The organism is Paenibacillus sp. IHBB 10380 (assembly GCF_000949425.1).
Lineage (GTDB): Bacteria > Bacillota > Bacilli > Paenibacillales > Paenibacillaceae > Paenibacillus_AQ.
Map to the genome: position 1 here is coordinate 2,945,031 of NZ_CP010976.1, position 18,328 is coordinate 2,963,358.

At 43.1% G+C, this 18,328-nt stretch carries 23 protein-coding genes; 1 reads left to right on the forward strand and 22 read right to left on the reverse strand.

Going from position 1 to position 18,328, the window contains the following annotated elements; all coding sequences use genetic code 11:
- Nucleotides 1-10: 10 nt before the first annotated feature.
- The 18 genes from UB51_RS12860 to UB51_RS12945 form a co-directional block, all read right to left on the reverse strand.
- On the reverse strand, nt 11-1,213 hold the full coding sequence (locus UB51_RS12860; protein WP_144407011.1) for an XkdF-like putative serine protease domain-containing protein: 1,203 nt from the start codon (nt 1,211-1,213) through the stop codon (nt 11-13).
- Nucleotides 1,214-1,307: 94 nt separating this feature from the next.
- The gene (locus UB51_RS12865; RefSeq protein ID WP_044877636.1) at nt 1,308-2,138 is read right to left on the reverse strand and encodes a phage minor head protein; all 831 of its coding nucleotides are present in this window, start codon (nt 2,136-2,138) and stop codon (nt 1,308-1,310) included.
- Nucleotides 2,131-3,609 (reverse strand): phage portal protein, encoded by a 1,479-nt coding sequence (locus tag UB51_RS12870; RefSeq protein ID WP_044877637.1) that lies wholly within the window; start codon nt 3,607-3,609, stop codon nt 2,131-2,133. The genes UB51_RS12865 and UB51_RS12870 overlap by 8 nt, the downstream gene beginning before the upstream one ends.
- A 3-nt stretch (nt 3,610-3,612) precedes the next feature.
- Nucleotides 3,613-5,295, reverse strand: coding sequence for a terminase large subunit (locus UB51_RS12875; RefSeq protein WP_044877638.1), 1,683 nt, complete (start codon nt 5,293-5,295; stop codon nt 3,613-3,615).
- Nucleotides 5,289-6,149, reverse strand: coding sequence for a phage terminase small subunit-related protein (locus UB51_RS12880; RefSeq protein WP_044877639.1), 861 nt, complete (start codon nt 6,147-6,149; stop codon nt 5,289-5,291). The genes UB51_RS12875 and UB51_RS12880 overlap by 7 nt, the downstream gene beginning before the upstream one ends.
- Before the next feature lie 41 nt (nt 6,150-6,190).
- The gene (locus UB51_RS12885) at nt 6,191-6,406 is read right to left on the reverse strand and encodes a hypothetical protein (RefSeq protein WP_044877640.1); all 216 of its coding nucleotides are present in this window, start codon (nt 6,404-6,406) and stop codon (nt 6,191-6,193) included.
- A 236-nt stretch (nt 6,407-6,642) separates the two neighbouring features.
- Nucleotides 6,643-7,161, reverse strand: a complete 519-nt coding sequence (gene def / locus UB51_RS12890) for a peptide deformylase (RefSeq protein ID WP_044877641.1) — start codon at nt 7,159-7,161, stop codon at nt 6,643-6,645.
- Between the two features lie 2 nt (nt 7,162-7,163).
- A complete protein-coding gene (locus UB51_RS12895) occupies nt 7,164-7,406 on the reverse strand; it encodes a helix-turn-helix domain-containing protein (protein WP_044877642.1) in 243 nt (80 codons plus the stop codon).
- Nucleotides 7,407-7,553: 147 nt separating this feature from the next.
- Nucleotides 7,554-8,852 (reverse strand): site-specific DNA-methyltransferase, encoded by a 1,299-nt coding sequence (locus UB51_RS12900; RefSeq protein WP_044877643.1) that lies wholly within the window; start codon nt 8,850-8,852, stop codon nt 7,554-7,556.
- A gap of 37 nt (nt 8,853-8,889) precedes the next feature.
- Entirely contained in the window at nt 8,890-9,543 is a 654-nt protein-coding gene (locus UB51_RS26475; protein ID WP_052675912.1) for a hypothetical protein, read from the reverse strand.
- Between the two features lie 254 nt (nt 9,544-9,797).
- A complete protein-coding gene (locus UB51_RS12910; RefSeq protein WP_144407012.1) occupies nt 9,798-10,334 on the reverse strand; it encodes a hypothetical protein in 537 nt (178 codons plus the stop codon).
- A gap of 92 nt (nt 10,335-10,426) precedes the next feature.
- Nucleotides 10,427-10,828 carry a hypothetical protein gene (locus UB51_RS12915; protein WP_044877645.1) on the reverse strand — a complete coding sequence of 134 codons (402 nt, stop codon included), beginning with the start codon at nt 10,826-10,828 and terminating at the stop codon, nt 10,427-10,429.
- A 31-nt stretch (nt 10,829-10,859) separates the two neighbouring features.
- Nucleotides 10,860-11,000 (reverse strand): hypothetical protein, encoded by a 141-nt coding sequence (locus UB51_RS28540; RefSeq protein ID WP_199924930.1) that lies wholly within the window; start codon nt 10,998-11,000, stop codon nt 10,860-10,862.
- A 725-nt stretch (nt 11,001-11,725) separates the two neighbouring features.
- Nucleotides 11,726-12,955 carry a Kelch repeat-containing protein gene (locus UB51_RS12920; protein ID WP_234405656.1) on the reverse strand — a complete coding sequence of 410 codons (1,230 nt, stop codon included), beginning with the start codon at nt 12,953-12,955 and terminating at the stop codon, nt 11,726-11,728.
- Nucleotides 12,956-13,047: 92 nt separating this feature from the next.
- Nucleotides 13,048-13,542 (reverse strand): ArpU family phage packaging/lysis transcriptional regulator, encoded by a 495-nt coding sequence (locus UB51_RS12925; RefSeq protein WP_044877646.1) that lies wholly within the window; start codon nt 13,540-13,542, stop codon nt 13,048-13,050.
- A 257-nt stretch (nt 13,543-13,799) separates the two neighbouring features.
- Nucleotides 13,800-14,255, reverse strand: coding sequence for an ASCH domain-containing protein (locus UB51_RS12930; RefSeq protein WP_044877647.1), 456 nt, complete (start codon nt 14,253-14,255; stop codon nt 13,800-13,802).
- Nucleotides 14,252-14,866: a LexA family protein gene (locus UB51_RS27160; RefSeq protein ID WP_082063136.1), complete on the reverse strand. Its 615-nt coding sequence runs from the start codon at nt 14,864-14,866 to the stop codon at nt 14,252-14,254. The genes UB51_RS12930 and UB51_RS27160 overlap by 4 nt, the downstream gene beginning before the upstream one ends.
- A 2-nt stretch (nt 14,867-14,868) precedes the next feature.
- Complete coding sequence (locus UB51_RS12945) at nt 14,869-15,078, reverse strand: hypothetical protein (RefSeq protein ID WP_044877648.1); 210 nt, start codon at nt 15,076-15,078, stop codon at nt 14,869-14,871.
- Between the two features lie 226 nt (nt 15,079-15,304).
- On the opposite strand from UB51_RS12945, the gene UB51_RS12950 reads away from it, so the two are divergent.
- On the forward strand, nt 15,305-15,787 hold the full coding sequence (locus UB51_RS12950) for a hypothetical protein (RefSeq protein WP_044877649.1): 483 nt from the start codon (nt 15,305-15,307) through the stop codon (nt 15,785-15,787).
- Nucleotides 15,788-15,824: 37 nt separating this feature from the next.
- Here the strand turns inward: UB51_RS12950 and UB51_RS12955 are convergent, their stop codons facing one another.
- The 4 genes from UB51_RS12955 to UB51_RS26480 form a co-directional block, all read right to left on the reverse strand.
- A complete protein-coding gene (locus tag UB51_RS12955) occupies nt 15,825-16,088 on the reverse strand; it encodes a hypothetical protein (protein WP_044877650.1) in 264 nt (87 codons plus the stop codon).
- Nucleotides 16,085-16,918: an HNH endonuclease signature motif containing protein gene (locus UB51_RS12960; RefSeq protein WP_082063137.1), complete on the reverse strand. Its 834-nt coding sequence runs from the start codon at nt 16,916-16,918 to the stop codon at nt 16,085-16,087. The genes UB51_RS12955 and UB51_RS12960 overlap by 4 nt, the downstream gene beginning before the upstream one ends.
- 3 nt (nt 16,919-16,921) lie before the next feature.
- Complete coding sequence (locus tag UB51_RS12965) at nt 16,922-17,152, reverse strand: hypothetical protein (RefSeq protein ID WP_044877651.1); 231 nt, start codon at nt 17,150-17,152, stop codon at nt 16,922-16,924.
- Nucleotides 17,153-17,215: 63 nt separating this feature from the next.
- Entirely contained in the window at nt 17,216-18,328 is a 1,113-nt protein-coding gene (locus tag UB51_RS26480; protein ID WP_052675914.1) for a hypothetical protein, read from the reverse strand.

Below are 18,328 nucleotides of genomic sequence, written 5' to 3' on the forward strand. Positions count from 1 at the left end.
CCCCCTTGGTTTATAGCAATCCGGTGAAGCTTACGCCACCCGATGCCTTGTTAATTTCTTGTTCCCCACCTTGTGCGGAACCACCTCGACTATTCTTAACTAGCTGCACATCAGTAGCCAGCGTTTGCATTTGCTCCGTGAGCGGTGCAAGTGCCTTGGTAATAGCATCGGTTAGATCATTATGTTCAGGTTCGGTGATTGCAGGCTGTTCCTCCATACCCTCCTCTTTCTTCAGCTCCGCAATCTCAGCAGTCAAACCTTCAACTTGCTTAGCGATCGGAGCCATGGCAGCCGTTACGGCCTTTGCAATATCCTCTGCTTTCAAATCGTCTTCCTCCTTTGGCTCTACAGGAGCCGTATTATTTTTAAGTGCAGTTAGTGCAGTAATAGCATCATCCACATGTTTCAAGTTGCCGGAAGAAATCTTCTTTCCTGCTTTGGAGATCAGCTCAGATGGTTTGCCAATAGCCTTCACGATGTCATCCTGAATTAGCACCTCTTGAGCGATCTCAATAAAATCCTGTAAGGCTTCCCGAATGACCTCGGTATCGGACTCCATGCCGCTCTCCCATTGGTCCCAACGAAAAAGAACCGAGTTCAAGGCATCCTGTGCGGCCCAAAATTCTCGGTTCTTCCTGCTCTTATTATATTTGTCTGCCACAGCCCCCTTTTCGATCAGGCCCAGCGCTTTAGCTATTCGGCTTAAGAGTCCTTTGGATACCTCCTCTTCTTCCTCGATTTCTTCCCGTTTGCCAACACCCCACATGGAGAAACCAGTGATTTCACCCTTCTGAATGTCCTCCCAGGTGTCATCGTCTGTTACTTTAACGCCAGCAACCCACGAACCTTTGGCAATCACTTGCTCACCAATCTCCATATCACACGGGGCAACATAGGATTCCACCACGTACCCCTTGTCGGTGTCCAGGTCATGTTGCTTATCAATGTTGTAAGTGTGCTGATTTTCCATAAATAAGTGTGCAGCCTTTTCAATTTCAACAGCGTCCATCATGTCACCATGGGCATCCTCAACATCAGGTTGATACACAACACCGATAACAATGTGTTTGGAATCGTCTACTTTGGCGATCTGGACTTGCTTTTGAATGGCATTCTTCCCAGCCGCCTTAATAATTACAAACGGCACACCATTGGCTCCCTTATCCACGAGCGACAAGTGCGTAATTTTGGCGTCTTTCATTTTGTATGTCACGTCTTTTTTCACCTCCTCTCAGTAATAACGAAAACGCAAAAAGACACGAATTCATAATCCTTCGTGCTACCTTGAACATATTCAGTTCCTCCTTTTAATCCATCTCTGATTGCATCGTGCAGCGACAATGAATGATCTCCTCCGCACGTCCTGAAGGATCACCCGGAAACATCAGATCGCTTTTCCCAACCTTAAAGGGTTTGTCGAGGGGTTGGACTTGACCATTCGCTTTCCTATGCGTTTTGCGGGTACGGCTCCCCTTTGAAGACCGCCATTTCTTACCTGTGACAACTTCTGACTGCTTCCATCCCTCAAGCTTCCCACCGTTGGCTGCGGCTGTACTCATTGTGCGGGCAACTGTGACAGCTCGCTTCATAGTAAAAGGACCATCTTCTCCCTTTGTAGCTACAGCGCTGATCTCTTGCACTAATACCGCTCTCTCTGAAGGTGTCTTCCCTTCCTTGATAGCCTTCTGGAAAGCTCGGGTCATAACGTCCTTAGATGTGCCGTTCATGTCAGGAACAAGCTTCTTAAGATTTCTAGCAAACCGTGAAGCAGCCTTATTTTTCGTGGACCAACTTTTGTCATTATTAAGGACAGTAAGCTCTGATTCCCCAGCCAGGTGAAACAGCGGTGTGAATGCATCATAGACAGCCTGTTCAAATTGTACCGTGAACAGATCACCAGCCTGGACAGATATCAACACCTTGCCTAGCTCCCCAATATCAATCAGTAACTCCTCGCTTAGATCCTGAATGGCTTCGTGCAATTCTTTGCCCTGCAGCTCAAGAATCTCAACAATCCGATCTTCTCCCTGCTTGTATAGCTCTTCAAGTACTGAACGTTCGGCGTTAGTCAACTCCAAGCTATCCAGAAATTCCGCGTCATCTGCCTTTGCTATCCGTTCCCAACATGTCTCACACATGGATGCCTGCCTCCTGATCGCTCTGTCGAAGCAATCGCTTGGCTATCGCCCCAACTTGCTCCTGTATGTCATCATTGTCTAATTCCTTCATCATCAGAGCAGGCTGGCTGTTAATCATCTGAGCGATCGGAGTATCCAGATAATCCTCAGTGTACTTAGATTCGTCAATGGTTGTATCCAGGACTTCCTCGGCAATAGGAATAAGGTCACGAACCAGCATGATACCGCGATCTGCAATAAAGTCCAAAAGCTGCTTGCGGTCTTCAGGATCAATGATACGCGGTCCACGAAGAGTTGCCTGCACTCGAAATATACCCATAGCCGGGAACAGGCGCTTGTTAAAGATTTCATCCATGATCCATTTACGGTAAGGTACAAATATCTGCTCCTCTGCAAACCGCAGCGCAGCCTGTGCCGTTGCCCGATTATAATCGGAGCTCTGGCCCACTAAGATAGGTGGCAAACGAAATGAGGAAAGGATATCTGCCTTCTTCTCTTTTCCGTAATCCAGAAAGAGTGCATCCTGCTGAAGGAGGTCGTTAAGCTTGTCCAGCTTGATAGCTACCTTTTCAACCTTTTCGTCTATGGGACCGCCTGTTTCTTCCCCTTTGGCTTCTAGGTACAGGATGCCACCCTGCGATTGAGAGCCCTTAACATTCTTTAATAGCTCCATTGATTGCTTTGTTAAACGACCATTGGTTACAGTCAGAATCATAGACAGCATCCGACCATTTGAAAAGTAGGAGACGTTCAACTCCTCTGCCTCACGACTACCAACCACACCAGGCGTATTCCCAAACCAACGCGGTTCACCGTAGGGACCATCATTTCCAAAACGTAAAGGAATGATTTCATTCTCCTCTCCCTCAGTCTCGGTGCCGAATAAACGGAACCAAACAACAGATTGCCCTCGCTTCATGGCGTAACGCCGGGCGTAGATGTTTTGGGAGAATTCCTCAATTCGCTTTGTAGATTTGATACGCCGTTTTCGCTTGATAGTCGCCACTTTGCTTTCGGTTGTGCATCTGACATACTGCGGCTTCATTCTATAAATCGTTGGAAACTCGCTTCCTTGCGGCCATGCAACTTCCACATCTGCCATGCCACAGCTCTCCAAGTCCTCTATGAGCATCCCTATGATTTCCTCCGGAGAGTTCTCAAGGTTACATGTCTCAAGGAACTTCTCTGCCCGATGCCAGTCCTCTACTGCCGTTTCGTCATTCTCGCCCGGTAGATACTCCAAAGCAATTCCATAACCCGCAATGTTCCGTCTGTATGCCTCGATGCATTGCGGAATAATATTACTGTTTTTGACCAACAACTTACAGGAAGCCGGGTCATTACCCGGAGGAAATGGTAGTAGCCCGTGCTGATCGTAGAGGTTTTCAAAGCTATCAGGTAACTGTGCGCTTGAAGGAATATGTCTTTCATCCCCTTTTGAAATTTGAAACCATTGTGATTCATCACTCATTTACTATATCCACCCCGCTTCCTCTTGGGAGTCTTCTTCATACTGCTTTCTCAATTTCCTCTCATACCAGTCAAACCATCTGCCAGCGACTTGCCGCACCTGCAGAGCAATGGAATAGGCCATGATCCGGTCATCGTGGCAGCCGCTGTCCGCTTCTGCCTTGCCTTTATTATCGATTAGTGTCATACACTCGGTATATAACTCAGGACAATAAACGTCGTACAGTTCGTCCCTGATAGCTTCCTTGAGATCACTGATCATCACAGGGCGGGTGGCTTGGTTCGTGTTCCAACCCATTGAACCCTTCTTATGCATGAACAGTAACGGGTAATGACATGTGTTGTATAACGTATTTAAGACAGATTCACCTGTATTGTTGTTCTCTACTGCAAGTAAAGCTGTATTGTAATACAAGCCTAACGTGTTTAGCTTCTTGCCATACAAGTCCGTGTCCCATTTCCCGTGCAGAGCCGCACACATTTCGCCTGTACGTTCATCGATCACATAGGCAGCGTCATAGTCACCGTCTTCCTTGCCCTTCGCTGTATCGGCAGCCAGGACGTACCTTTTTCCCTGCTCTGGTTTTCGATATATAACGAGTTCACCAGCATGTGACAGGATAATCTTGTTCTTCACAAAGTCGATATCATGAACGCCGCCCATAAGGCTAATCGTTTCCTTCAGGCGCTTAATGAACTTGTTATCAAAGATGCTTTCACCAGATAACAGGAACGCTTCGTCAGGTTCGGAAGGATATTCCTGGTCAAACTGACGTGAATCACCGCCGCAGTCGTTTCGTATCGTATATCGACGCCACTGCAATTGCTCGTCGTCCAAGTCGTACTTGGCTTTCAGTTCCTTTTCTTCATCCGTCAGCTCAAAGCCGGGCGGTACCGGCTTGCGGTAATCGGGCATTTCAAACCATGCAAAAAAGAGCGGAGAAAAATCGCTCTCGCCCTTAACGGCTGCATCCCACATTTGTTTGAATTCTTCCATGCCGTTCGCCGTTGATTCAATAACCCCAATGCTGCCAGGTTCTTTGGATAACGCGGCCAGAAGGGAAAGCAAATGCCGCTTCTTTTTCTTGGCGGGCCAGAAGGCCACCTCTGAAGCATGCAGATAATGAATGGTATCGGAACGGGCCAGAACCCGGCTTTCCGCCGTTTGAACTGTGATCTTTGACTTCAATCCCGGATTCCTGCGGCGGTCTGCCGTTCGGATCGCGGGATTCTCAAAGGTCAGCTTCTTGGCGTTGTTCTTCCTGGTCATGGGTTGAATAACAGAAGGAACCCTCTCATAGTATAACTGGAACATTTCGAACAGGTTGCTGGAAGCATCGGAAGACTGAGCAACGATAAAGGCATTCTTTGCTTCCTGCAATGACGTGAAATAGTAAATCAACGCCTCTGTCACCGTTGAAAAGCCCATCTGTCGGGCCTTCAGGATAATAATCCGAACGGGCTTCCCTGCCGCTATATCCTCGAACACTTTGGCAGCATATCGCCGTTGGGCATCGTTGAGGATTAACCGAACCATGGCCCCGGACTTGTCCTTGATCTTCAACATACGGAAACAAAACTGCTCGAAGTCTGTGAGGATCTCCTTTAGTTCGGCCAGTTTCTCTGGTCGCTCCTTTAATTTACGAGAGATCCGCTTCCGATGCTCCTTTGCAAGTGTGATTACCACCTTAGATCATCCCCATCATCTTCACCGTCATCTTCATCACCGTCCCCTTCTGGTTTATCACCATAGACTTTGAATTTCTCCAACTCCAGCCGCTCTCTAGCAATTGCTAGCTTCTCATCTTCCTGCTGCAGGTTGGTGATCAGGTTGATAACCCTGATCTTCTTGTCTCTTGTCTTGGTCAAAGCTTCCTCTTGCTTCAGGATCTTATCCAGCTTAGATGTGACGACTGTGGTAATCTCGGTAATCTTCATGCCCTCAGTTAATAGAGGGACGATGGATTTTTTACCTGTTGTTGGGCTTGTATAGGACATCTTGTCCTTGCGCTGATGTAACTCTTCTTTGATCTTACGCTCCTCATCTGTCATACCTTCTTCCAGCAACTTAATACGCTTCAGGTGACGACGTTCCTGCAGGGAGAGCATTAATAACTGCTCTTCAGCCTGCACGATCGGTGAGGTATCAATCTGCTCCAGCAGCTCCTGTTCATCTTCATCGAGCGTATCCATAAAGATCGTTTCATACATTCCTGTTTTGAGAGCCTTCTTGTTTCGATACGGCCCTCCTGCTCCACCTTTATTCCCTTTGGCATTTTGATTATCCGGCGGTGCGCCCCCACGATTGCCCACAGCGTTCTTGTTACCTTTAGGCGCTCCTCGTTTAGCAACGTTACCTTTCAATTCATTAGTAACGTTACTATTCAAATCAGCAGCCCATTTGTCTTGAGACTTCCATTTACGGACCTGTGTTTCCCCGACATTAAGAGCAGTGGCAATGTCTTTAAGCTTCATCGCCCCGCTGCTCTCCAGCCACATCTTTTTAGCCTTGTCCCGTTCAGGACTTCTTTCTCTGGCCATGCTACACCATCACCACCCCCAACAGAAAAAGGACAAGCCGGTTAAAGCTCATCCTTCTGCAATTCGATATCTATTTCAATCAGTTTTTTCAGGTCATCCACCGTCTTGATCTCAATCCGGCCATCCTGAAAATCCTTTACCCACTTGGCTATTCCAGCTTTAACGATCTTGCGATATTGTGCTTTAGATTCCAGGATACCAGCCATGACTTCGAGCTCATGCTGTAATAATACATTTTCTTCCTCTGGTGTTCCCATTTACGTATCCCTCGGCTTCCGTGTAGAATTGGAGATGAGATAGCGGATGTCTGAAAAATGCCACGCGTGGCGCGCCGCTATCTCAGCCGGGGGATACCCTGGATGATTGGGAGGACGTTCATGCGTCCTCCTTTTAATTTGTCTGGGCATAAGAAAAACCGCCCCATATCAGGCGGTTGATTCTAAACTATAGTTCTTCATTAGCGGAGTAACGATCAAATGCCTTAGATATCCCTTTAAAGCGAATTGCTACATATTAACTTATTCGCTTCAAACAGACTCGCCCTTTCATTAGTTTCCTCATTATAAAATAAACCATCTTTGATATGATCTATGTAGAGAATTCCATTTAAATGATCAATTTCATGTTGGATGCATCTTGCTAGTAACCCTTCAGCTTCAATAAAAGACTCTGAACCGGATCTAGTTAAACTTTTGATTTTTACAGATTGAGATCTCTTTACTACACCCGCGTAACCCGGATATGATAAACATCCTTCTGGTCCCACTTGTTCTCCGCTTCGATAAATTATCTCGGGATTAATTAATTCAATTAAACCTTCACCGCAATCCATAACAATAACTCTTCTTAGAATTCCGACTTGAGGGGCTGCTAAGCCAGCTCCATCCGAAGCGTAAAGTGTATCAGTCATATCATCAAGAAGTTTAATGATTCTTGGAGTAATGCTTTCAACTGGCTTAGATAACTTTCGAAGAATAGGATCTCCAAATGGCAAAATAATCTTTATTGTCATTGCTATGCACCCTTTACTCTTGAAGATGGAGTATGAACCCATAAGTCATTTGGTTTACATTCTAAAGCTGTACATAACGCATCAAGCGTATCTGCCTTCATTTGCTTAGGCTTTCCTGATAATAGAGCACTGATGGAAGGTGCAGAAAGACTATAGTCTGTTTTTTCTTTTAAAAGACGCGCTAACGCTACACCTGACCATATACCTCTGTCAGCCATTATTTTTCTCAACATCCATTCGAGCAAGTCGGGAACCCCCTCGTATATATTAGGTAAATCTTAATAAAATTAGGTAATACCTAATATACACTACCATAGAAGTGAGATATATTCAACTCTACCGCCCACTAGCTTAATAAGAGAATCAATAACAAAACTTAACATAGCCTATATTTAGGCTGCGGGATCTACACGACGAAGCAGCACAGGCTCAATACCAGTAGCTTCCTGGTACCTCATCTTAATGACGTCACAAAAGATAGGATCCAGTTCCATTGTCCGGCATGTCCTACCAAGTTGATCACATGTCATAAGAGTGGATCCACTACCCCCGAAGAAATCAGCGACCTCATCGCCTTGCTTGCTGCTGTTCCTGATTGGAATAGCTAGGAGCTCTAGTGGCTTCTGTGTAGGATGCACGTATTTACTAACGTCACCTTTTGAAACCTCCCAAATCGTCTCAGGCAACTGCTCCTCCATTGGTAAACCAGACTTCCAAACTGTAGTCTGACAACGATCGCCATACCAAGCAGGAGCCTTCCCTTTAATATGTGCATAAAACACTGGCTCATGTTTGAAGCGATACTGTGCCCACCCAAACGTGGCCGCGTTTTTCACCCAGATGCACTGGCAGCGAGCGATAATGCTGGCGGCGTTCATAGCCTCTTCAAACTCCCGTTGATAAGATGAGGGATGGAAAACGTAAATAGCTGCAGTCGGGTCCATGACATCGGCATATCGCTCGAAGACTGCATGCAAAAAGCCCGCAAATTCCTCTGCAGGCATATCATCGTTCATTATGGAGCCGCGACCGTCGGCTGATAAACGAGCAGAACTGCTTTCTACTGCGACATTGTAAGGTGGGTCCGTAACGACCAGTGCTGCCTTCTTACCATCCATGAGCCGGTTAACATCTTCTTCACTAGTAGAGTCACCGCACATCAGGATATGCCTGCCAAGCTGCCACACATCACCACGTTGTGTTTCGGTTTTTTTGATATTGTCCAAGGCTTTCTGAACGTCGAAATCATCCTCAATGACTGGTTCCTGTATATCAGGAGTGTCAGGAAGACTACTGATCAACTCTTCTATTTCCTCAAACTCAAATCCTGATAAAGAAATATCAGCTCCACTCACCTGCAGGTCATCCAATAATCTGGCCAGTGCTTCATCATCCCACCGGCCAGAGACTTTGTTCAGTGCGATGTTCAGTAGCTTCTCTTGTTGATCGTCTAAGTTCACGACGGATACGTCAAGCTCAGTATGACCCAGCTCATTAACCATAATCTTATAACGTTGATGACCGCCAACCATATTCCCTGTACGTTCATTCCAAATGATCGGATCGATGTAACCGAATTGTTCAATGGATCTCTTTAATTTCTCGTACTCAGGATCACCAGGCCGAAGGTCGACACGAGGGTTATAAGTAGCTGCATTAATCTTATCTATAGGTATGTTTCTAATATCCATTTCGATCTCTCCTTCTGAAATAAAGAAAAAGCCGCTCTCATGAGCGACTCCTCGGATATCGATTTTCTTTGTAAAAAGCATAATCCTTTATTAGATCTTCTAATTCAGGTGTTATATGGGGAAGTTCACTCAATACTTGGTCTACTTGCTTTCCAGAGGGAAAGATAGATTTTTCTGCATCCATTAAAAGTGACAGTTGTTTGCTTACTTCTGGTTTATAGTAGCCTTCAATGCCACTTATTAAGCGGTTAAATAATTGTATGAAATTATAATCATAGAAATCTTTGATTGCATTTGTCACGTCCACGCTCACATTATTACCGTCTGTTATTTTTTCAATTTTACGAACAATATCGTGCTGAATATTCTCTGGGATTCCATCCCAAGTCATTCCCACGGACATTATCTTTATAGATGAGACAAAAAGTGGGTCCGTAAATTCCTTTAAATTCTCTATGGTTGCTTGAGCTTCTTTAACCGCTTGTTTAAGTTCAAACTCAATTCCAGCGCCTTTAAATTTTTGAAGCTTGTCTAGATTTAGGAAAGCAGCTGCTAGCGCTCCAGCGGCTAACGCGACCCCCATTTCAGCAGGTTTGCCAATAAATCCAAAAAAGAGAGAAGGTCCTAATATCAGTAATACAGAAAGGATTGTTATAGTAACTCCTATATACTTCTTCTTATCTTCTTTCATTTGCACTTTACCACCAACCTTCATGATTACATACTACAATGTTCGACACCAACCATTAAAATCCTTCCCTTATTTTGTGTTGAGTTGGTTTTTAATATAGGTAAGGCAAAAACAGACTCGTACGCCACCGCAATGGCACGTTCCTGACGTTTTCTATCCTATGTCCGGTATTAACACAATAAGAACACACGCTCCTGAATTGGCTTATACATTGTCATGAAGGAAAAAGAAAAACGCCTCTAGATTTTAGGCGCTTATTTCAATTCTTTTTCAATTTCAAGATCCAGACTTTTCTGAATTCTAATAACAGACATTATAAAAGCTTGGAATTTACTATCTATGATCTCAAATGTTAATTCTTCATCTGAATAACGCCTCTTGTTGTTATTAGGGTTATAGTATCTATCATATTGCATATTACATAACACAGAATAATCATCAAATAACTGCTCAATCTGTTCCCCATAATCTTTAATTATTACTTCGTTAACTCTGATACTCCTAATGGTTTTCGTAAACCTATCTTGAGTCTCATCTGATATTTCACAGTAAGATTTATGATCAATTTTCTCATACTCATATTCACTTAATTTTAAATGAAGTTTTCCAAAATCCCTTGCTGCCTCAAGTAAACTATGTTGTGTCTGCTGAATTTTTTCAATCCTTATTTTTGTTCTAATTAGAGATTTTTCGGCCTTCAACCCTAGCCGATAAGTCAAAATACCACCAATAAGTACCCCGAATACACCTATTGCTCCTGCTGTAACACCATTTATAATTGCCTCTATCATGTTCCTTACCTCCTCGATATCAAATTTCGCCATCAAGAGGGTTATCCCCTTTAAAAAGGCAAAAGAAAAAGCACCCGAAGGTGCTAACTGAACTAATGTGTAAGAAAAAAATCAATCTTCGTTAAATTTACATTTGGCATATCAGCAATTTCATTGTACTTTTTGATAAAGTCAGCAACCTCACCAATACTTGAAAGTTGTCCATTAAAATAATTTTCAAGTTCTTGGTCGGAAATACTGCTTTTGCTCAACGTATTACTTTTTGTCGGTCCACCAATTCCGCTTATTTCCGTCTCAATCTCATACATCACCCAGCCACTCGGTTGTATTCCGACATATTGGTCGACATCCCGATCCCCTGCACCTCCGTTGATAACTTTTGACGACAGGGTCTTGCTACAAAAATCAATGGCATTGCTCTTGGGCAGCTTCAACTCGTCATAATGCTCCAAACAAACCTCGCGAACCTTTTGTAATAGGTGGACACAATTCAAATTAACCCCTCCTAACATCATATTTCGACATTTAGGAAGGATTCACCTTCTTCACACACTCCTGCCAACCACAAAACTGTTTCGTCCCAGTCCATTCGCCCCACATACATCGTTTGCACTTCTTCGGCTGCTTATATTCGGGTGGGTCCTTAAGCCTTTTTAACTTCTTCATCACTATTCCTCCTAAAATCCTAAATTTTAAAATAGAAAAAGCCGCCCCATAAGGAGCGACTTCGTCTGAATATGTACGTATTTGGTGAACCAATTACGATAATCGATAATATTATTACGCTTTTAAAGAATGGCGTCCGTAATGGCCGCAGCAAATGCGCTTTGCTCTTTGCTTTAACTGCATACGTACTTTGTTACTATAGAGGAAGAACAAGACCATTTTACATATTATCGGAAATGGGAGTCAACAATGACAAACCCAGTTGCTAACCTCCAGCAGTATGAATGCTATTCTAATCTTCTATATTCTAACTATCTCGAAATTAACTTATTTTATTTATCCAATAGACAAGCGCTCCTAAAATACATACCACAGCTACTGGATAAATTATCTTCCCACTCACCCGATCTTTAAAAGTATAGACCAAGCAAATAATGCATATCCACGTGATAATTAAACCTGCAAAACCAGACAAAACATCACACCCTTTCATCAGTTCTACTTCGATGTCAAAGGGAGGTTTCCCTCTTTTGCAACGGAAGATGAAAAGGCGAGAAGAGTTACGCCCCAGTTAGTGCTACGTTCAAGTAGCTGTGCGTGTCATTCTCGCCATTTCCACATTACAAATATAACATGATGAAAGTCCAGTGGCGGGCCATAAACCGGACCTTTTCCGGCCCAATTGCGGACACAAAAAAGAGCCATATTCGGCTCTTTTTTGTTACTTAATATTCGCTTACTTCAAACGTCAATATTTTATTAAATACTACGTAGTCTTTACGACTGCTGAACGGGCCTTTATTATTATTATGTTTGTTAATTGCGTAGGATGCAGTACCTAATCCAGAGTTTTTTTCTTCGTACCACGAAATAAAGGCACTGACTTCTTTCATAGAAAGATCGAATTCCTTTTCAAGACCCGTATCCATTGTAACAACCAAAATTGCCCTGTTTCCACTTGGTGGCTCTGTTGGATCCACTGGCTCTTTGCTTTCCAATGAGTACATCTCAACTGTATTCAACGTCTTTGTACCGTTTGTTCCACCTATAATATAAATCTTACCATTAACAATTACTCCTACACTTTGAGTTCTACTAAAAGTTAAATCAGTAATTAATCTGCTTTCATTAGTTTCAGGATTGTAAACCTCAACACGTGATTGCATCGAGGAGTCTTTTTGACCTCCCATTATATAAATTTCCCCATTGTAAGTAGCTGTTGCAGTTGAAGTTGTTGCAGTACTCATATCACTTTTTTTCGTCCAACTGTCTTCATTGACATTATATTCATAGATTGACCCTGACATTCCACTAGACCAAGTTGTAGCCCCGCCAAACGCATATATTTTTTCATTTACAGATTCAGCACTCATTGCATTTAATGTAGCAGGGAAATTTTTCTTTTTTGTCCATGTATCATTACTAATATCATATCTCTCGACTATAGGTACAATCGTTGCATTTTCATTAGCTCCGCCAATAACATAAATCATATTATCTAAAATTACTGATTTGGCCCAAGATCTAGCCGTTATCATATTTGAAACTGTTTTCCAGGTATCTGTTTGTGTGTTATACACCTCAACTTTGTTTGTCCTATGGGTAGAACCATTGTTATCATAATATCCACCGAGCACATAAATGTTCTCTTCATAAACTACTGCTGAAACACCTGCTCGACTCGTTGGCATATCTTTCTTCTGTGTCCACGTGTCACCTTTAGGATCATAAACAAAAGTAGTTTTTGTCTTTTCTCCTACCGCCGCTTCGGTGCCAGCTGCCGTTCCTCCAAAAACATAAACGAGCCCATTTACTTCAGCCACTGCTGATCCTGTTCGTGCAACCGGCAAATCACTGACACTAACCCATTCACCCTGTTCCGCAAAAGTAATGTTTGGCCCAAAAGTCAAACATACCAAAATCATGCTTAAAACAGTTAATAGAAACTTTTTCACTTCCAACAACCCACTCTCTTATTGATTATATATACATCCCACTTTATATCGGTATTTGTTAGCAATAACTTCACTCACGTTAAAAGATCGACTCACCCTACCTCATACTTTGAGTTACTCGTTTCTTTAGTGTCCTCTATAATTTCAAGTTTTAAAGCAAATGCGAGTATCTTTATAGCACCTACTTTTATTCGTCGAAACGTTCGATCGCCTAACCCCATTTCAGAACAACTTATAAAATCAAACTCTCCTTCATCATCAAGGTAACTCCGCTCTATCACTTCACGCTGAACACTCGACAGCCTACTCATCGCCAAATCTAGCAGCCGATCCTTTTCCTTCAGCTCTGCTTCCTTATCTACATTCCATACAGCTATATTTTCAGTCGGCTTACTAATCTCGTTCGTTGCTCCATGGTATCTAGGAGCATAAGATGGCGTCAGTACCGCTTCTCTTCGAACAAGACCGATCTGTCTATACTGCCGAACCTCTTCCAAACGTTCCTCCACCGCAGCGCGGGTTGCAGCCTCATCGATCGGCAGAATGTTGAATGCTAACTGAAGTGGATTCTTACGTCTTTTCCCCATCCTTATCCCCTCACTCATGTTATAATCAATGTGAGGAAGTATTTACCGATTGACCCCCGCGCCCGGCCAGGTATTGGGGGTCTTTGCTTATCTATTCCGTTTTTTCTTCTTGCGGCGCTGGTTTGAAATTAACAGTGCCAACATACTTATGTCCAAATCCTTGATTGCAACATGGGCAGAAGGGACTTACCAAATTAACATATAACGGAAATATATAATTGCACTTACAGCAAATATACTCAAACATAATTGGCATCTTACTCACCTTCCCAGTTCCATAATCCCTGCTGCCCCTTAGCCGAGATCTGATCCGTTAGAGGTTTTACATCAGCAAGTTCCCAAGCATAACGACCTTCACTGTAGTCACCAAAAATTCGTTCGTTGCTCGGATATCCCCCCCAAGTCTTTGATGTTGGGTTCCCTTTAAGGCAGACTATGCCATCTTCACCGGAAGGACGTGATATTTTATAACAATCTTCCAAATTTGCTATTGCTACGATTACCCCTGTAGGCAAATCATTAACGGTCAAGATTCCATGCTTTTGCAGAGTCATGTAAATCACTTCGTTCATCCAAGCGTCCTTATCGACTTTCTTACCAGCATGAATAGCCAACTCGCCTCGATGTTTAGTCTCCCAGCTGCGCGTTTCAAACTTCTTTTCCCCGAGTGCGATCAGCGTTGCCCAAGGCTGTATGATAGTTATAACCTTCATGACTTACCTCCCTTGATAGGCTCAAACTTCCCAATATCATCCCCATAGCTACCCTTGTACACTTCCCGATCATGATCCCAACAACCTTGGCACATCCACTTTCCAGGAGCGAAATCATGAAAATGAGGACGACTTAATTCCGCTACGATCTCTCCACACCAGTCGCACACTCCACCGTTTGAGTATGCAGCCTGTATCTTGGCATACTGTTCATCTGTCATTTGGATTTTTCCGACAACCGGAATTAATCCAATCACCCCGCAATCAAATGTTTCCGGTAGTCCAGTATAACCACGTACTTTGTAATCCTCTGTCAATTCATTCAGGTCAATTACTAGCCTGCCATCGATCAGTACAACTTCGAATTCTTTCAATTCAGGATTGTCCAACTTCCCCCGATCAATAACTCGGATTGTCCGTGGACTATCGCCTTTCGTGATATATCCCTTCAGGACCAGCTGCTCAAGCAGATGGAACGCCGTTGAAGATGATTGATAATCCATGTGCTCTGTGATCTCCCTGACGGTAGGAGGATAGCCTTCTTTTCCAATAAATAATTTAATGAATTCCAACACCTCGGACTGACGCCTGGTTATTGGTTTGATGATCATGTTTAAACTCCTTCCTCTGCTCCTTCTAGGTGATCCAAGGGATACCACTTCCTCCGACCGGGTCCCGATCCAAACTTAACAGTATCTACGTTTTCAAACGCTACTAGAGCCATATCGGATTGTGGCTTAACGTCGTAAACGTTTCCTATTCCCCACTCTGGGTGAATCTGATGCTCGACCTGTATCAGAACTTTGTCATCGTCTCGTGCCATTACTTATCACCTACCTTCAAACACTTCATTCCAACACTCATCACACAGCGGGGGCTCAATGGGCTTCCCCATACATCCACATTCACGCCCAGTACAGCAGTATTCAGGTACATAATCAGGAATCTCCCCTTAGTATTTGATTATTAAAAATATTTTTATTACATATAAAGTAATTAATAGATTAATGTGTAATATATATACATATACCATTTAAAGGAGGATTCACATGAAAAAGTATATAGTTTCCTTATTGTCCGCTGCATTAATCTCTGGTGCGTTCTCGGCTGTTTCCTTTGCCGATAGTCCAACCAACTCCACCCGGCTTGAGAGTTTAGCAAACTTCACTCAATCGATAGGAGCAACTTCAGGCTGGCAAACCAAGAACAATATTCGGGCAAGAGTGTATACTGATGCCACTAGCTATGGGCCAGGTTCAAGGAACATTAATGTAACAGTAGAAAAATCCACTGTTGGTGCAGCCAGTTACCAAATTTATGTTACGAGTCCAACTGGTACTGGGGGTATTAATGATATATATGGAACGATAGGATCTTCTCCAATCACTCATACGATACCTATTAGTAGTTTGTTACCTATTAATGAGCAAGGTACGTTCACCGTAATGTTAAAAGTATATCAATATGCAAACTATGACGTATGGTTAGGTGATTGGGAAATACCTTCCTTTCCTGTTATAAGAACTAATTAATTTTATTTGAGTCCTTGTTATGCAACTGACAAGGACTCTATATTGTATCCTTAAGACAGTTGTAAATATTGCGGTAATCAATGACGTTTGATACACCTTTTTTATGGCATCCACTCTGTCTCATATATTCAAAGTCGGCTGAACCGCCGTCTTGTCCGGATTTGTCAATGATCGTCTGTAACTGCTTTGCATGCTCCGCCATCTGGGGTTTACTTCCCTCTAACGCGTGATTAACATAACCGTAGAAGTGTTTGCTCATAAGGGTAGACTTGATCTGCGCCTGCTTATTAGGTTGGCTCATTTCCCCACAATCTCCTTTGGTGTCCTTTTAATCCTGCGACCGCTATTCATCTTTTTTCGTTCACCGATTTTACCGTAGATATCTGCCATAATAATGCCGGTCTTAGTCAATTCGGCATTATTAGAAAGTAAATTATTTTGATTTAAGCGGGCCAACTGCTTACGGGTCACCAAGGTCAAATTTTCTGATACTATATTTTGTTTGTTTTGATCAATGAATAATAAAGCATGACCTGGTGGTACTGGACCATTTACTTCTTCCCACATCACCTTATGTTTATGCCGCCATCTCTTTTGCCAAGGGCCGTCATCCTGTACTTTAACCAACACATAGCCGTCTCGATCAATTCTTTCATATCCAACTGGCTTGTAATTTAAAGCTGGCTGCCCTGGCTTAAAAGAGGTTCTATTTCCTCCAACGTTGTACAATCCTTTTGTCCCTTTGTTTGCCGGAGTGTCCCCTTTCCGGAAGCGACAATCCACTCCGCTGACCAAACCGTGATTTTTTTTAAACGTATTCATTTGCCTGGCTGTGATCTGAAGACTAAACTCTTCATTGACAAGTTCAGCGAGTTCTTGATTTAAGCAGCCACCAACATTTTTCTTAATGAAATCCTTTTGCTCTTGTGTGAACAACCCTTCATCGCCGGTTATCCGTTTCCTTGGAACGTTACTTTTAATCTTGTGATTGGCTTTGTAGCTTTTGATCTGTCCTTCTGTGATGTCAGTCCCAAACCTATCATTAAACAATTTAGCAATTTCTTCGTTATACTTCCCTGAAGCAATTTCTTCGATGAATCTCTTCTGTTCCTTTGTATATTTATGAGTCATTTTCTACCCCTCTAGCATCTTAGGCAGTTCAGTATTTGCATTCATCCTGTCATCGATAAGCTTTCTGCCCTCCAGCACCAATGATCCGTTCGCTATGATCTGAGAAGCTACACCCGTTATGGATTTAGCTCTATTCATTTCCTCTACTAGCTTTTCGCCAGTCAATTCCTCATCACCTAAACGTTCGAGTTGTGCAAATAAGTGATCATTCAAATCTTTCAAAGTGTTTTTCATGTTCACACCCCCAATGATTGAAGTTCCGGATCCCCGTGACCCAGTTTGTAAAGAAGAAGCAGCCTAAGCTGCTCCACCATCTTTAATTAGCCCTTTAACGCGATCCTTGTATTTCTTCCACTGTGTATTTAGTTGCCCACTCGTCACGCCGTTAGCAGCAGCTAGAATCATCCAGGTCTTACCTTCTTTACGACGTTGTTCGAGCAAGTTCGGGAAATCAAGAGCTATATCCGGGAATATAGGCCGGTTCGTGAGAATGAATTCCTCAACCACTTCGTTATCAATTTCAACCACTACCGATGGATCAACATTAGAACCAGTATTTTCACTAGATTCGCTGCTATCATGACTTTGAGCACCCTCGTTGTATTTATCCTCGCCATTTGGACCTATTGGATCCTCGAATTCTATTTCTTGCTTGCCAGTGGAATCATTGTCTTCCTGCATCCAGTCCGGAAGATCGGAACAAGCATCAGTACCAGGTTCAGCTTCTCCTTCACTTTCTCCATTTCCATGATTTTCTTCTGCAGGAGTATCACCAGTCTGAATTTCTTCACCTTCAGTGATCACTGCTTCAACATCTTGGTTATCCTTGGCTGCTGGTTCCGGTTGAACCTTCCCCTTACGCCATTCATCCCATTTAGCAGCTAATGGTGCCACACGCTTCCGGTACTCATCTACCATCATTACAAAGATACCAACACCCATATCTTCTTCACCAGCAAGCTTCAGGTAAGTGTCGCCTTCAGACAGACGTCCCGTAATCTCGATAAAATCATGATCTAAATCATCATAGTCTGGAGCCATCCCACTTAAGATAAAATCATTGATGATGTTAAGTTCGATTGCCACCGGCTCTTCTTTAGTTTCTATTCTCTCGGGAGGTAATCCCAAATCTAAAGAAAGTTGTTCACCTTCTGGCTTAGCTACTGAGACAACGCCGCTACTATCGATCGCATACCTGGTAATCGGCTTGCCAGTAACTGCATTTTTCAGAATTTTATACGTAACAATCTGCGAATCTAGACCGCCCATCACCTTTTGTTCTAACATGCTTTGAAGTATGTTGTACTGCCCCTCTAATTCGGATGCAGAAATACTGATAGTAACTTCTGTTTCTTCTGGTGATTTCAGATTCACCTTTTTAACTATTCCTTTAAAATTAACAAAGCCCAT

Bases quoted from the DNA above. Each gene is read 5' to 3' on its own strand.
- UB51_RS12865 (WP_044877636.1), bottom strand. From the start codon at position 2,138: ATGTGTGAGACATGTTGGGAACGGATAGCAAAGGCAGATGACGCGGAA.
- UB51_RS12870 (WP_044877637.1), bottom strand. From the start codon at position 3,609: ATGAGTGATGAATCACAATGGTTTCAAATTTCAAAAGGGGATGAAAGA.
- UB51_RS12880 (WP_044877639.1), bottom strand. From the start codon at position 6,149: ATGGCCAGAGAAAGAAGTCCTGAACGGGACAAGGCTAAAAAGATGTGG.
- UB51_RS12885 (WP_044877640.1), bottom strand. From the start codon at position 6,406: ATGGGAACACCAGAGGAAGAAAATGTATTATTACAGCATGAGCTCGAA.
- def (WP_044877641.1), bottom strand. From the start codon at position 7,161: ATGACAATAAAGATTATTTTGCCATTTGGAGATCCTATTCTTCGAAAG.
- UB51_RS12900 (WP_044877643.1), bottom strand. From the start codon at position 8,852: ATGGATATTAGAAACATACCTATAGATAAGATTAATGCAGCTACTTAT.
- UB51_RS26475 (WP_052675912.1), bottom strand. From the start codon at position 9,543: ATGAAAGAAGATAAGAAGAAGTATATAGGAGTTACTATAACAATCCTT.
- UB51_RS12910 (WP_144407012.1), bottom strand. From the start codon at position 10,334: ATGATAGAGGCAATTATAAATGGTGTTACAGCAGGAGCAATAGGTGTA.
- UB51_RS28540 (WP_199924930.1), bottom strand. From the start codon at position 11,000: ATGAAGAAGTTAAAAAGGCTTAAGGACCCACCCGAATATAAGCAGCCG.
- UB51_RS12925 (WP_044877646.1), bottom strand. From the start codon at position 13,542: ATGGGGAAAAGACGTAAGAATCCACTTCAGTTAGCATTCAACATTCTG.
- UB51_RS12930 (WP_044877647.1), bottom strand. From the start codon at position 14,255: ATGAAGGTTATAACTATCATACAGCCTTGGGCAACGCTGATCGCACTC.
- UB51_RS27160 (WP_082063136.1), bottom strand. From the start codon at position 14,866: ATGATCATCAAACCAATAACCAGGCGTCAGTCCGAGGTGTTGGAATTC.
- UB51_RS12945 (WP_044877648.1), bottom strand. From the start codon at position 15,078: ATGGCACGAGACGATGACAAAGTTCTGATACAGGTCGAGCATCAGATT.
- UB51_RS12950 (WP_044877649.1), top strand. From the start codon at position 15,305: ATGAAAAAGTATATAGTTTCCTTATTGTCCGCTGCATTAATCTCTGGT.
- UB51_RS12955 (WP_044877650.1), bottom strand. From the start codon at position 16,088: ATGAGCCAACCTAATAAGCAGGCGCAGATCAAGTCTACCCTTATGAGC.
- UB51_RS12960 (WP_082063137.1), bottom strand. From the start codon at position 16,918: ATGACTCATAAATATACAAAGGAACAGAAGAGATTCATCGAAGAAATT.
- UB51_RS12965 (WP_044877651.1), bottom strand. From the start codon at position 17,152: ATGAAAAACACTTTGAAAGATTTGAATGATCACTTATTTGCACAACTC.
- UB51_RS26480 (WP_052675914.1), bottom strand. From the start codon at position 18,328: ATGGGCTTTGTTAATTTTAAAGGAATAGTTAAAAAGGTGAATCTGAAA.